The following is a 12,138-nucleotide window of genomic DNA, read 5'->3' on the forward strand; positions in this document are numbered from 1 at the left end:
AGGGGAGAGGGGCGAATCAAGGATCGAAGGGCTAGCCCTTCGCGTGCCGGACGAGCGCGACGAGCTCGGTCCAGACCCAGAGGGCGCCGGTCCACAGGGTCTTCCCCGTCCAGGCGTAGGCGTCGAGGGCGTGGTGCCAGAGGCCGAGGCCCATCCGGGGGAAGCCGTGCCAGCCGCCGAGGATCCCCGTGAGGCCGATCTCGATCAGGAGGAGGTTCAGCAGGAGGATGACGACGAGGGAGAAGAAGACGCCCTCGCCCTTCAGGTCCTGCTGGCCCTCGCCGATCATGCTGACGGTGAAGGTGAGGTGGAAGCCCCACGTGATCCCGATGCCGAGGTAGAGGAAGGCGAGGTAGTGGGCGAGGGGCTTCCAGTAAAAGGCGGCGAGGAGCCAGAGAGCGAGGAGGAAGACGGTGTAGAGGGGGATGAAGTAGGGGGAGAGGGAGATGAACCAGCTCGTCTTGTCGGTGATGACGTGGCCGCCGCGCTTGCTGACGTGGAATTTGTAGACCTCTCCCGCGTGGAGGTAGACGGCGAGGGCGTGGGTCAGCTCGTGGCCGAAGACGTAGAGCCACATCGGCCGGGGCAGGGCGAAGTAGACGACCAGCCAGAGGGCGAAGCCGCCGCCCAGCGCCCAGAACCAGTATTGGCCCCACGCGCGGTCGTGCCAGAAGAAGCGGGAGAGATCGCCGAGGGCGAGGAGGGCCGCGGCGAGGAGCGGGAGGAGGAGGAGGCCGACGACGAATTTGAAGGCCTTGGCCTGGCGGGGATTTTTCACGCTTAATCGCTTCTCTTGGAAGGGGCTTGACTTAAAAAGGCCGGGGCCTCTACTTTCTTCCTCCTTATGGCTAATACCCGCTCTGCAGCAAAACAAGCACGAAAGAGCTCCCGCCTCCGTCTCTTGAACAAGAAGGCGGGCGACGAGCTGCGTCAGGCCGCGAAGAAGATCAAGAACCTCGTCAAAGAGGGTCTGAAGGACGAAGCGACCGCCCTCCTCAAGGGCTACCAGTCGATGGTCGACAAGGCCGCCAAGAAAGGCCGCCTCAAGAAGAACACCTCCATCCGCCGCACCAGCCGCATCGCGAAGCTCGTGAAGAGCGACGTGAAGGTCGTTGCCGCCAAGGCGAAGCGTTCCCCCAAGGCCGCTCCCCGCAAGGCCGCCAAGAAGGCGACGCCCCCTGCCGCCTAAATCCGAATCAGCGTTTTCAAAAAACCGGGACTGGGTCTGACCTAGCCCGGTTTTTTTCTGCCCATGTTCCTAGGCTATTACGTCGACCGCCTCAGCCCCTTCCTCTACGAGTTCGGGCAGGGGAGCGGCGTCGGCATCCGCTACTACGGCCTCGCCTACTTCCTCGGCTTCGTCTTCCTCTTCTGGTTCCTCCACCGGCAGATTGATCTCGGCTGGCTGAGGATCTCCCATGAGGAGGCCGACCGGGCCATCGTGAAGATCGCCGTCTTCGGCGTCTGCATCGGCGGCCGCCTCGGCTCGTGCCTCTTCTACAACTTCGACGAGACGATCCACCGGCCCTGGACGATCTTCCTGGTCTGGAAGGGGGGGATGGCGAGCCACGGCGGGATCATCGGCGTCATCCTCGTCATGCTCTGGGAGGCGCGGCGTCTGAAGATCCCCTTCTACCACCTGGCCGACGCCGCGGCCCTCTGCACCCCCGTCGGCCTCGGCCTCGGGCGGATCGCGAACTTCGTCAACGGCGAGCTCTGGGGCCGCCCCTTCGACGGGCCGTGGGCCGTCATCTTCCCGAACGCGCCCGACCTCCTGCCCCGCCATCCTTCCCAGCTCTACGAGGCGGCGATGGAGGGGGCGATCCTCTTCGGCCTCATCCTCTGGGTCCGGCTGCGGACGTTGAAATCGCCCCGCGACGGGGCGACGGCGCTCACCTTCTTCGGCGCCTACGGCGTCCTGCGGATCATCGGGGAATGCTTCCGGGAGCCCGACGCGCCGATCGGCTATTACTTCGGCTTCGTCACCCAGGGGCAGCTTCTCTCGGCGGGGATGGTGGTCGGGGCGCTGGTTCTCGAGGCGCTGCGGCGGCGGACGCCCCCGCATGGCTCCCCGGTGAAGCGGCGTTGACTTTCCGGGGGAAGTTCCGTCTTATGGCGGGGTGGACTTCGATTTCAGCCAACTGAAACCGGCCCCTCCGAAGCTGGCCGACCTCAACGCCATGCCGCTGCTGGAATACGTGGGAGCGTTGCTCTCCGTTTACGGGAACGCGGCATGGATTCCGGCGTTGTCCTTCGCCCAGAGCCCCTTCACCAGCCTCGACCACCTCCACCGGGTGATGACCGAGATCGCGGCCACGGCCGATCCCGTGACCCAGGAACAGCTCCTCCGGGTCCAGCCCGATTTCCTTTCCGAGCGGGAGAGCGCCTTCGTCACCCCGACCGAGCGGGCCGCCGCCGCCGCCCTGGAATTGACGCGCGACGAGGTGAAGACCCTCCACAAGCAGCAGGCCGAGTACCAGAAGAAGTTCGATTTCCCCCTCATCGTCTGCCTCGTCGGCCCCGACGCGAAGCCCCGCTCCGGCCTGATGGCCTCGATCGCCTCCCGCCTCGGCAACACGCGCGAGGACGAGCGGCAGGTCGCGCTGGGGGAACTCTCCCGCATCTCGCGCGTCCGCCTCTTCGAGCAGATCCCGGAATAGGCGATCGCCTTCCGCCCCGTCTTCCGGCGGGGAATTTCGTTCCTATTCCAGCGCGAGGTCGAACCACCGGACGGTTCCCGCCTCCGTCGCTTTCCCCTTCAGGGTCGCCCCGAGGCTTTTCACGGCCTGCTCGGCGGCGGGCGGGAGGTCCTGGGCGGCTCCGGTATCGCGGAACTCGAACCGGAGCGCGTTCTTCACCACCCCGGCGATGAGGACGATCTCCCCGCCGGAGGTCCGCTCGATGGCGTCGTTCAGGAGGAGGGTGACGGCGCGGAGGAGGAGCGGGCCGTCGCCCGGGAGCGTCGCGGGGATGCCGGGGAAGGCGTCGAAGGCGACGGTGCTTTTCTTCGCCGAGGCCCGGATGCGGGCGGCGAGGACGGCCTCGGCGGCGAGGGCGGCGGGATCGAGGGGGTGCGAGGAGGGCTCCGACTCGGCGGTCACGGCGGCGGCGGTCTCGGTCAGCGCGAGGGCGGCGTCCCGGACGGGGCTGGCGGGCAGGAGGATCAGGTCCTGGGCGAGGCGGATCAGCGCCTTGCCGTCGCCTCCGGCCGGGGAGGGGCGCTGCTTCAGCGCGGCGAGTTCGGCTTCCTTCGCGCCGAGGGCGAGGGCCGAGGCGTTGCCCCGGTCCTGGGCCTGCTTCAGCGCGTCGCGGAGGGAGGCGAACTCGGCCTTTTCCGCGGCGCGGCTCTCGAGGGTGCTTTCGAGCTCGGCCTGGAGGCGGCTGAGCGTCGTGTTCGCGACGGCGGCGAGGGGCTTGGCGAGCTGGGGGCCGAGCTTCGAGGCGTAGGAGGAGGCGAGGATCGTGGCGAGGACGAGGGAGAAGGCGAAGGCGATCAGGACGGAGGGGAGGAAGCCGGCCCAGCCGTTGTCGCGGCGGAGGTAGAGGGAGCCGACGGGATGGCCGTCCGAGGAGAGGAGGAGGGCGGTGGCGCTTTCCCGCAGCGTCGAGGTGCGGACTTCGACCTGCTCCTCGGCGAGGAGCTGCTTGTCCGGGAGGGGCTTGCCGCCGTCGCGGACGTACTGGGCGCGGAGGTCGCCCTCGGCGTTGTAGACGGCGACGCCGGTGACGAAGGGATCGCTGCCGAGGAGCGGGAGCTCCGCCTGGAGGCGGTCGGCCTCGGGCAGGGCGGGGCCGCGGGAGAGGAGGGAGGCCGCCTCGATGTGGGCGAGGAGGGCGGCGCTTTCCTGCCCGTTCGAGAGGAGGCGGAAGGCCTGCCCGCCGCCGACGAGGAGCGTCGTGAGGATGACGAGGAGGAGGGCGAAACCGAGCTGTTTCCGGGAGAGGAGCGAGGCGATGTTGGGAGGGGTGTCGGCCATGGGAGAAGGACGATAAGGGGTTGGGATGGAAGAGAGGTCGGCTGATTAAAGCGGGATTCCCCGTCAATGTACAGGGCCTTTACTGAGTCTTCCCAAAGGGCGCAAGAGGCTCTATTCTTCCTCTTCCCACTTTCAGAAAGACCCCTCATGTCCCTTCCCGAATCGCCCGCCTCCGCCCCCGAACCCGATCTTGAACTGGCCAAAGCCTACGAGCCCGGCCCGATCCAGGACCGCCTCTATGCGGCGTGGCTGGCGAAGGGCTACTACCACGCCGATCCGGCCTCGCCGAAGGAGGGCTACTCCATCGTCATCCCGCCGCCGAACATCACCGGCATCCTCCACCTCGGCCACGTCCTGAACAACACGATCCAGGACATCCTCTGCCGCAAGGCGCGGATGGAGGGGAAGGAGGTCCTCTGGCTCCCGGGGACCGACCACGCGGGCCTCGCCACGCAGACCGTCGTCGAGAAGCACCTCCGCAAGGAGGAGAAGATCACCCGCCACGACCTCGGCCGCGAGGCCTTCCTCCAGCGGGTCTGGAGCTGGAAGGAAGACCGGGGCGGGATCATCATCGCCCAGCTGAAAAAGCTCGGCGTCTCGTGCGATTGGGACCGGACCCGCTTCACCCTCGACGCGGCGTACACCCGCGCCGTCCAGGACGTCTTCGTCGCGCTCTACAAGAAAGGGCTCATCCGGCGCGGAAAGCGGATGGTGAACTGGTGCCCCGGCTCCCTCACCGCGATCTCCGACGAGGAGGTGATCCCGAAGCCGCAGAAGAGCAAGCTTTACCACATCCGCTACGAGATCGTCGACGCCCCCGGCACGTTCCTCACCGTGGCGACGACCCGTCCCGAGACGATCCCCGGCGACACGGCCCTCGCCGTCCACCCGGACGACCCGCGCTACGCCGCCCTCGTCGGGAAGACGGCCTACCGCCCCTTCCCGAAGGAGGCCCTCCCCATCGTCGGCGACGCCCACATCGACCCGAAGTTCGGCACCGGCGTCCTGAAGGTGACCCCGGCCCATGACAAGGCCGACTTCGAGATCGGCGCGCGCCACCATCTCCCGACCCGCGACATCCTCACCCCCGACGGCAAGATCGCCTGCCCCGAGGTCCCGGAACTCCACGGCCTCGACCGCTTTGAAGCCCGGACGAAGGCCGCCGCCCTGCTCGCCGAGCTCGGCCTCCTCGACAAGGAGGAGGACTACCAGAACACCGTCGGCTTCAGCGAGCGGGCCGACGTCCCGATCGAACCCCGCCTCTCCGAGCAGTGGTTCCTCGACTACCCGCAGACCGAGGAGGCTCTCCGCGTCGTCCGCGAGAAGCTGATCCGCTTCTTCCCCGAGCATTGGGAGAAGGTCTACAACCATTGGCTCGAGAACATCCAGCCGTGGTGCATCTCCCGACAGGTCTGGTGGGGCCACCGCATCCCCGTCTGGTACAAGCCCGGCGCCGAGCCCCTCTGCCAGGTCGAGAGCCCCGGCGCGGAATGGGAGCAGGACCCCGACACCCTCGACACCTGGTTCTCCTCGTGGCTCTGGGCCTACGAGACGATGGACGTCGCCGACGGGACGCGGAAGAAGTTCTACCCGACGAACGTCCTCGTCACCGGTCCCGACATCATCTTCCTCTGGGTCGCCCGGATGATCGTGGCCGGCCTCGAATTCCAGCCCGGAAAGGACGCCTCCGCCGAGGCGAACATCCCGTTCCGCGACGTCTACTTCACCGGCCTCATCCGCGACAAGCAGGGGCGGAAGATGTCGAAATCGCTCGGCAACTCCCCCGATCCCCTCGACCTCATCGCCAGCTACGGGGCCGACGGCGTCCGCTTCGGCCTCGTCCGCATCGCGCCCCAGGGGCAGGACATCCGCTTCGACGAAAAGCAGATCGAGGAGGGCCGCAACTTCGGCAACAAGCTCTGGAACGCCTGCCGCTTCCGCGCCATGCAGGGGAAGATCGACCCGCAGGCCGATCCCTCCCGGCTGGCCCTCTCGCCCTTCGCCGCCGCGCTCCTGGAATCCCTCCACGCCACGATCGCGAAGGTCAACGCCGCCCTCGACGCCTACGAGTTCAGCGTCGCCGCCGGAGCCCTCTACGATTTCGTCTGGAACGATTTCTGTTCCCGCTTCATCGAGGCGGCGAAGGTCGACTTCCTCGACGCCGCCTCGCCGACGCGGGCGGGGACGTTGGCCGCGACCGACTACACGCTGAGCCGCGTCCTCCGCCTCCTCCATCCCTACATGCCGTTCCTCACCGAGGAACTCTGGCTCAACCTCGGCTTCGGCACGGGGACGATCCAGTTCGCGGCGTGGCCGAAGGGGGAAGCCGCGCCGACCTACCCTACCGCCGTCGTTGCGCGGCATGGTTATGAAACTGCTGAAAAAGGACGCAGTCTTCGTAGTCAGTTTGGTCTCCCATCGAATAAAAAAGTCCCCTTCCTTATTACGGGTGGAGCTTCAATTACTGGGCCGATTCGTCGTGAGCTCGAAACTCTTTTGAATGCGGAAATGATCGAATTTGTCGATGTCGCGCCGGAGCGGACGCCGTCGATCCTCACGCCGCTCGGCGAACTCTGCCTTCCCCTCGCGGGCCTCATCGATCCCGAGGCCGAGCGGGCCCGGATCGGCAAGGAACTGGCGAAGATCGAGAAAGACCTCGCCCTCACCGAGGGGAAGCTCGCGAACACCGAAGTCGTCAGCCGCGCCCCGGAGGCCAAGGTCAACGAATGGCGCACCCTCCTCGAGACGCTGAAGGCGGGCCGGGAACGCCTCGGCGAGCAGTTGAAGCAGCTCGAATCGCTCTAAACTCCAGGCTTAAGGGACGCCGCCGAGCACGCCATGCAATCGCCCTACGGCATCGCGAACTGGAGGCTCTCCCCCGGGGCGGCGTTCGTCTTCGGGCTGATCTGGGCGATGCTCGGCGTCGTCGGGATGCTCCCTTTCTTTTTCTTCGATCCGGTATCGAGGGGGCAGTGGGCGGGCGTCCTGGTGTGCGACGGGCTCGGCCTCGCGGCATTCGGCTTCGGCATCTTCTGGATGGTGAAAGCGGGGCGCGTCCTGGCGGCCCGTTACCGCGCGCGGAGGGAATCGTGCACCGGCTGGGTCACCGGCTTCAAGGCCGAGACGATGCCGGGCTCCCCGCTCCCCGCCATCCACCTCACCTACGGCTACGTGATCCTGGGGGAGGGCGCCTCGCGCCAGGGGATGAGCCCGCCCCTTTCCCTGCGGCAACTCGAACGGTGGCGGATCGGCGACCCGATCCAGGTCTGTCCCGATCCGTTCCGCCCCGCCTTTTCCTTTCCCGATCTCGGGGAACATCCCCGGAGCGCGATCGACCGCGCCCTCCTCGATCCCGCTCAGAAGGAGGCCCTCCGGCGTCTTCTCGGCGGCAGGGCGGCGCTCTGGTTCCGTTTCGCCTTCTTCGCCGGGATCATCGGGGCGATGGGAGTGGCGGGCCATTTTCACCGCGACCCGTCGGGAGGGGAGGGGGATCGGCGCTGGCTCGGCGGCCTCGCGTTCCTCGCGCTCGCCCTCATCCTGCTGGCTTGCGCCGTGAGGGCGCTGCGGAAGAAGGCGCGTTACAGCTGATCCAGGCTATGCCCCCGACCAGAGCGCCCGGTCGTACCGCTCGACGTCGGGGGCATGGAGGCGTTCCTCGCTCCGCGCGTAGAGATAGCGCGGGCCATTCGGCAGGAGGCGGCGATGGAATCCCTCGGGCAGCGGACGGAGCGTGTCCCAGACGGCGGGGACGTCGGTTCCCCAGAGGTCGTCGGGAGGCTGGATCGTCGCCGCCTTCCCGAAGGAGGTCGGCACGGTGCCGTCGAGCGTCAGCGTGGCGATCTTCGAGAGCTCGGCGGTCCGTTCCTCGTAGAAGGGAAGGAGGAGGGCGTCGATGAAGAGGGCCTCGAACAGGGCGTGGTCGGCGGCGAGCGTCGCCGATTCGTTGCGGTGGCCCTCCCGCATCCGTTCCCGGAGGAGGTCCTGCGCGGGGGCGGGGAGGGCCTCGATGCCCGGCTTCGTCCCGTAGCCCGCCCAATGCCAGAGCCGGACCCGGGCCTCCCCCTTGTGGAGGGCCGATCCCTCCCGCCGCCACTCCCCCGGCGCGTCGAAGGCGCCGACATTGTAGTAATCGCGCTCCGCCGCCTCGGGGAGGACGGTGCAGGGGACCGTCCAGTCGGGCGTCCCGACCGAGGCCATCAGCCGGAGCGCGTACTGGTCGAAGAAATTCCCGACGAGCGGCAGGAGGCGTCCCTCGATCAGATGGGTCCACAGCCACCAGAAACGGGGGTCGGAGGCCGAGAGCGCCCCGGCGTTCACGAGCGGGAACGTCATGCCGACGCTGGCGCTGTGGCCAAAGTCGCCCGTCAGGACGACGCCCGGCGCTCCGACTTCGTTCTCCGGGAAGAAGTGCGGCAGCGGCGCGAAGATGAGGATGTCGGCGTCGAAGTAGGCGATCCGCGCGGCATGCCGCGAGAGATAGCGGCCGATGACGGCCCGCATCGTCATGATCTCCCCCGCATGGGCGACGCCGGGCTGGAGCGTCAGCCGGGCGTAGAGCGGGCCGTCGACGAGGAGGAAGGGGATGTCGGGATGGGCCGCCTTGAACGTCGCGCGGAGGAGACGGGCCTGCCGGACCGCCTCGGGACCGATGGCGATCGTGAAGGCGAGGCGGGGAATCGGAGAAAGACCCGATGGCATTCCCTCAAGCTCTGCCAGAGCTTCCCGCGCTTGTCACGGGCGGAGTCACCATGGAAACGCGCCGGTTCCGCGAGGAAGGGGTCGCGGAACGGGCTGAAACAGGATTAGGAACGGGAAGAGACCGCCGGCTCGCCCTCGTAATCGGCCCGGACGAGGCCGTGGCGGATCGCGTAGCGGGTCAGCGTCGCCACCTCGTGGATGTCGAGTTTCCGCATCAGGTTCGCCCGGTGGGTCTGGGCGGTCTTGAAGGAGATCCCCATCTTCGTCGCGATTTCCTTCGTGCTGTTCCCCTCGGCGACGAGGCGGAGGAGTTCCATCTCCCGGCCCGTCAGGAGGAGGGCGGGGGGGCGATGGAGGTTGCCGACGGGGGCGGGCGCGGCGGCGGCGTCGGGGGCGAGGATCGGCTTCACCACCTGGCGGATCACCGAGAGGAGGTGGTCGAGGGGGGCCTGCTTCGCGATGTAGCCCTCGGCTCCGGCGCTGCGGAATTCGTTGATCAACTCGGGCGTCTCGAAGGCCGTCATCATGATCACGTGGATCGACGGCTGGGTCGCCCGCAGGTGGCGGAGGACCTCCATGCCGCTGAGGCTCGGCAGGTAGAGGTCGACGAGGACGAGGTCGGGCTTCATGGCCAGCGCCCGCTCCAATCCCGTCTTGCCGTCGCGGCAAACCTCGATCTCCTCGAATTGAATCTCCTGCTTGAGGGTGCGCAGGAGGAGATCGCTGAACAAAACCTGATCCTCGATGATGAGGGCGTTTTTCATTTTTTAGGGAACAATTGGGGAATCAATGGATTGCCTGAGAGGTTGTATTTTGTTAAACCGCATCTCGTTTTATCAATGGATGTGAGAGGTTTCGATCCTCTACGCTGAGGAGGCCTTCCATTCCCTCAAGGATACCTTAAATTGCAATTGCAACAATAGGGATCATTCCCTAGGTGGTTTTCCACACATCAGGAGATGAATGGGGACCATTTTTGGCCTGTTTCCGTTAACAGGGCAAAAGGGTTTCTTGTGCGCGATTGCGCACGTGGCGCGGGCTTAGGCGCGGAAGAGCCGGAGGAGGACGATCTCCGACCGGGTTCCCACGCGCATCGGCGGTCCCCACGATCCGGCCCCGCTGCTGGTGCAGACCTGGAGGTTTTTCCCGAACGGATGGAGGCCGTAGACGAAGGCGCCGTGGACGCGCCGGGCCAGCCCCTTCCACGGCCAGACCTGGCCGTTGTGGGTGTGGCCGGAGAGCTGCAGGGAGATCCCTTCCTCGTCGGCGACCGGGAAATTCGCCCGGTGGGGGATGTGGGCGAGGAGGAGGGCGGCCCGCTCCCTGTCGATCCCGGCGTGGTGGAGGAACGTCCGGAGGCTCTCCGGCGTCGTCGCCTCGCGGTCGTGGAGGCCGAGGAGCTGGAGGCCGTCGAGCTCGACCTTGCCGTGGTTTTTCTCGGTCCCGTTCAGGATGTTGATCCCGGCGTGGCGGACGAAGGAGAGGAAGATCTCGCGCTCGCCGAACTCCTCGTGGTTCCCCGTCACGTAATGGACGCCGAAGGGCGGGGCGAGGGCGGGCGGCTTCCACGGCGCGAGGATCGGCTCGAAGTCGCGCGCGACCCCGTCGAAGAGGTCGCCGCCGATCAGGACGAGGTCGGGGGAGAGGGCGCGGAGCTTCGCGACGACGCGGCGGGAGAACCGGACGCCGTAGATGTGGCCGAGGTGGAGGTCGGTGACGAGGGCGACGGTCCGCCCGTGCCACGAGGCGGGGAGGTTCCGCAGGAAGACGTCGCGGCGGGTGACGCGGAGGCCGAGGAGGGCGTTCGCCATGCCGTAGAGCGTCGCCGCGAGGCCGAGGCCGAAGAGGAGGTCGGCGAGGTTGCAGGCCGTCTCGGGCGCGTCGAGCAGCACCGCCGCCTCGCCGCCGATCCACGTCAGCGCCCCCGCGAGGAAGAGGTAGCTGAGGAGCGCGAGGGAGACCGCGCTGAGGCGGTAGGCGTAGCGGAGGAGGTTCTCCTCCTCGGGCCGCCGCCGTTCCCGGGAGAAGAGGAGGGCCGGGACGAAGAGGTAGGAGGGGAGGAGGAGCGCCCAGAGCCCCGCCGTGCCGCCCCAGCCGAAGCGTTCCCAAGCCGAGACGGCGGTGACGACCCCGACGGTGAGGATGAGGGTGAAGACGCCGAGGAAGATCAGGAGGACGGGCCCGCTGCGGGAGGGATGGGAGGGGCGGGCGGAGGTGGGCATGGGGATGAAGGGGCGGGGGACGATAGCGACGATAGCGGAGGCCGGGTTACTTCGCAAAGCTCTGGCGGTCGTCCTCCTCCATCCGGTCGCACGTCGTCGCCTGCTGCGGGTCGAGGCCGAGGCGGAGGCATTCGGAGACGAACCACGCCGATCCGTCCCTCCCGGGCCGCTCCGCCTCGAAGGCGGCGCTCCAGGCCCGGACCTCCTCGGCGGTCCGCGGCGTCCCGTGGGTGTTCAGCCACGCGGCGATCTGCCCGTCGTCGGCCCCTCCGGCCAGGAGGGCCGTGAGCTCGTTAAGTTCGTGGCCCGTCAACCCCTTGAACGCGAAGAGCTTCTTGTCGAGCGGGCAGCCGTAGAGGTACTCCCCGAGGGTCCCGGCGAGGGAGGCCCGGCCCTTGTCGAGCGTCCGCGCGAGGATCGCATACTCGCCGATCCGGACGCGGGGGCTCCGGGGGGCCTCGGCGGAGAGGTCTTTGGCCGAAAGGGAGAAGGCGTGCATGCGAGTGAGAAGAAGGGCAAAAAGAATTTTTTAACGCCCCTCGTCAGAGATAAACCGACGCCTGTCGCTAATACAGCACTGGACGGGAAGAGGGTCAAGTGGTAAGTTCCGGAAGTGAGTTTTTCCCCGCCCGTCCTGCCCCCCGCGGAGGCCTCCGTCGATCCCCGGATCCGGCGGACCCGGCAGATGTTGTTCACCGCCTTCAAGAGCCTCCTGGAGGAAAAGGGCTTCGACATGATCACGGTGCAGGACATCGCCGAGCGGTCGACCGTGAACCGGGCGACCTTCTACGACCACTTCACCGACAAATTCGCCCTCCTCGACGCCATGATCGGCGACCAGTTCCGCGCCCATATCGAGCCCCGCCTGGCCGACGCCGACGGGAGCTGCGAGGCCGGGCTCCGCCAGCTGATCCTCGCCGTCTGCGATTACCTCGGCCACCTCGGCTCCGTCCCCTGCCAGAAGGCGCGGAAGCAGTTCGAGCCGATGGTCGAGGCCCGGCTGAAAAACGTCGTCCGCGATTTCCTCCTCGTCGGCTTCCGCGCCCACGGCACCCCCGAGGCCGACGCCCTCCTGCGCGGCACCGTCGCCGCCTGGGCGATCTGCGGGGCCGTCTTCGAGTGGTCCCGGACGAAGGAACCCTCCGCCGAGGCCTTCGCCGCCGCCCTCCTTCCCCTCGTGAAACCGACCCTCCTCTCCCCGGGAGGCTGCGCGACCGCGCGGTGATTTCCCCCTCCATTTG

The 12,138-nt window shown here is 67.5% G+C and carries 12 protein-coding genes; 6 read left to right on the forward strand and 6 right to left on the reverse strand.

Annotated elements, in window-relative coordinates; all coding sequences use genetic code 11:
• Positions 1 to 31: 31 nt before the first annotated feature.
• Positions 32 to 778, reverse strand: coding sequence for a hypothetical protein (locus BLU04_RS06005; protein ID WP_093283476.1), 747 nt, complete (start codon positions 776 to 778; stop codon positions 32 to 34).
• Positions 779 to 844: 66 nt separating this feature from the next.
• On the opposite strand from BLU04_RS06005, the gene rpsT reads away from it, so the two are divergent.
• The 3 genes from rpsT to BLU04_RS06020 all read left to right on the forward strand — a co-directional run bounded on the left by rpsT (position 845) and on the right by BLU04_RS06020 (position 2,660).
• Positions 845 to 1,189, forward strand: coding sequence for a 30S ribosomal protein S20 (gene rpsT, locus BLU04_RS06010; RefSeq protein WP_093283479.1), 345 nt, complete (start codon positions 845 to 847; stop codon positions 1,187 to 1,189).
• 63 nt (positions 1,190 to 1,252) lie between these two features.
• Entirely contained in the window at positions 1,253 to 2,089 is an 837-nt protein-coding gene (lgt, locus tag BLU04_RS06015; protein ID WP_093283481.1) for a prolipoprotein diacylglyceryl transferase, read from the forward strand.
• A gap of 31 nt (positions 2,090 to 2,120) precedes the next feature.
• Positions 2,121 to 2,660, forward strand: coding sequence for a 2-oxo-4-hydroxy-4-carboxy-5-ureidoimidazoline decarboxylase (locus BLU04_RS06020; protein WP_093283484.1), 540 nt, complete (start codon positions 2,121 to 2,123; stop codon positions 2,658 to 2,660).
• 42 nt (positions 2,661 to 2,702) lie between these two features.
• On the opposite strand, the gene BLU04_RS06025 is transcribed toward BLU04_RS06020, so the two are convergent.
• Positions 2,703 to 3,977, reverse strand: a complete 1,275-nt coding sequence (locus BLU04_RS06025) for a hypothetical protein (protein ID WP_093283486.1) — start codon at positions 3,975 to 3,977, stop codon at positions 2,703 to 2,705.
• A 147-nt stretch (positions 3,978 to 4,124) separates the two neighbouring features.
• Between BLU04_RS06025 and BLU04_RS06030 the strand changes: the two genes are divergently transcribed.
• Positions 4,125 to 6,782, forward strand: coding sequence for a valine--tRNA ligase (locus BLU04_RS06030; protein ID WP_093283489.1), 2,658 nt, complete (start codon positions 4,125 to 4,127; stop codon positions 6,780 to 6,782).
• 33 nt (positions 6,783 to 6,815) lie between these two features.
• Positions 6,816 to 7,565 carry a hypothetical protein gene (locus BLU04_RS06035; protein WP_093283492.1) on the forward strand — a complete coding sequence of 250 codons (750 nt, stop codon included), beginning with the start codon at positions 6,816 to 6,818 and terminating at the stop codon, positions 7,563 to 7,565.
• Positions 7,566 to 7,571: 6 nt separating this feature from the next.
• Here BLU04_RS06035 and BLU04_RS06040 read toward each other — a convergent pair whose 3' ends face one another.
• The 4 genes from BLU04_RS06040 to BLU04_RS06055 form a co-directional block, all read right to left on the reverse strand.
• Positions 7,572 to 8,675 (reverse strand): hypothetical protein, encoded by a 1,104-nt coding sequence (locus BLU04_RS06040; protein WP_093283495.1) that lies wholly within the window; start codon positions 8,673 to 8,675, stop codon positions 7,572 to 7,574.
• Positions 8,676 to 8,779: 104 nt separating this feature from the next.
• Positions 8,780 to 9,439, reverse strand: coding sequence for a response regulator transcription factor (locus BLU04_RS06045; protein WP_093283497.1), 660 nt, complete (start codon positions 9,437 to 9,439; stop codon positions 8,780 to 8,782).
• A gap of 276 nt (positions 9,440 to 9,715) precedes the next feature.
• Positions 9,716 to 10,897, reverse strand: a complete 1,182-nt coding sequence (locus BLU04_RS06050) for a metallophosphoesterase (RefSeq protein ID WP_093283500.1) — start codon at positions 10,895 to 10,897, stop codon at positions 9,716 to 9,718.
• Positions 10,898 to 10,943: 46 nt separating this feature from the next.
• The gene (locus BLU04_RS06055) at positions 10,944 to 11,396 is read right to left on the reverse strand and encodes a DUF5069 domain-containing protein (RefSeq protein WP_093283503.1); all 453 of its coding nucleotides are present in this window, start codon (positions 11,394 to 11,396) and stop codon (positions 10,944 to 10,946) included.
• 114 nt (positions 11,397 to 11,510) lie between these two features.
• Between BLU04_RS06055 and BLU04_RS06060 the strand changes: the two genes are divergently transcribed.
• Positions 11,511 to 12,122 (forward strand): TetR/AcrR family transcriptional regulator, encoded by a 612-nt coding sequence (locus BLU04_RS06060; protein ID WP_157895157.1) that lies wholly within the window; start codon positions 11,511 to 11,513, stop codon positions 12,120 to 12,122.
• The last annotated feature ends 16 nt before the right edge of the window (positions 12,123 to 12,138 follow it).

Origin of the sequence: Verrucomicrobium sp. GAS474 (assembly GCF_900105685.1) — a bacterium.
Classification (GTDB): domain Bacteria; phylum Verrucomicrobiota; class Verrucomicrobiia; order Methylacidiphilales; family GAS474; genus GAS474.

Coding starts and splice junctions, on each gene's coding strand:
- rpsT (WP_093283479.1), top strand. CDS start 845: ATGGCTAATACCCGCTCTGCAGCAAAACAAGCACGAAAGAGCTCCCGC.
- lgt (WP_093283481.1), top strand. CDS start 1,253: ATGTTCCTAGGCTATTACGTCGACCGCCTCAGCCCCTTCCTCTACGAG.
- BLU04_RS06025 (WP_093283486.1), bottom strand. CDS start 3,977: ATGGCCGACACCCCTCCCAACATCGCCTCGCTCCTCTCCCGGAAACAG.
- BLU04_RS06030 (WP_093283489.1), top strand. CDS start 4,125: ATGTCCCTTCCCGAATCGCCCGCCTCCGCCCCCGAACCCGATCTTGAA.
- BLU04_RS06035 (WP_093283492.1), top strand. CDS start 6,816: ATGCAATCGCCCTACGGCATCGCGAACTGGAGGCTCTCCCCCGGGGCG.
- BLU04_RS06040 (WP_093283495.1), bottom strand. CDS start 8,675: ATGCCATCGGGTCTTTCTCCGATTCCCCGCCTCGCCTTCACGATCGCC.
- BLU04_RS06045 (WP_093283497.1), bottom strand. CDS start 9,439: ATGAAAAACGCCCTCATCATCGAGGATCAGGTTTTGTTCAGCGATCTC.
- BLU04_RS06050 (WP_093283500.1), bottom strand. CDS start 10,897: ATGCCCACCTCCGCCCGCCCCTCCCATCCCTCCCGCAGCGGGCCCGTC.
- BLU04_RS06055 (WP_093283503.1), bottom strand. CDS start 11,396: ATGCACGCCTTCTCCCTTTCGGCCAAAGACCTCTCCGCCGAGGCCCCC.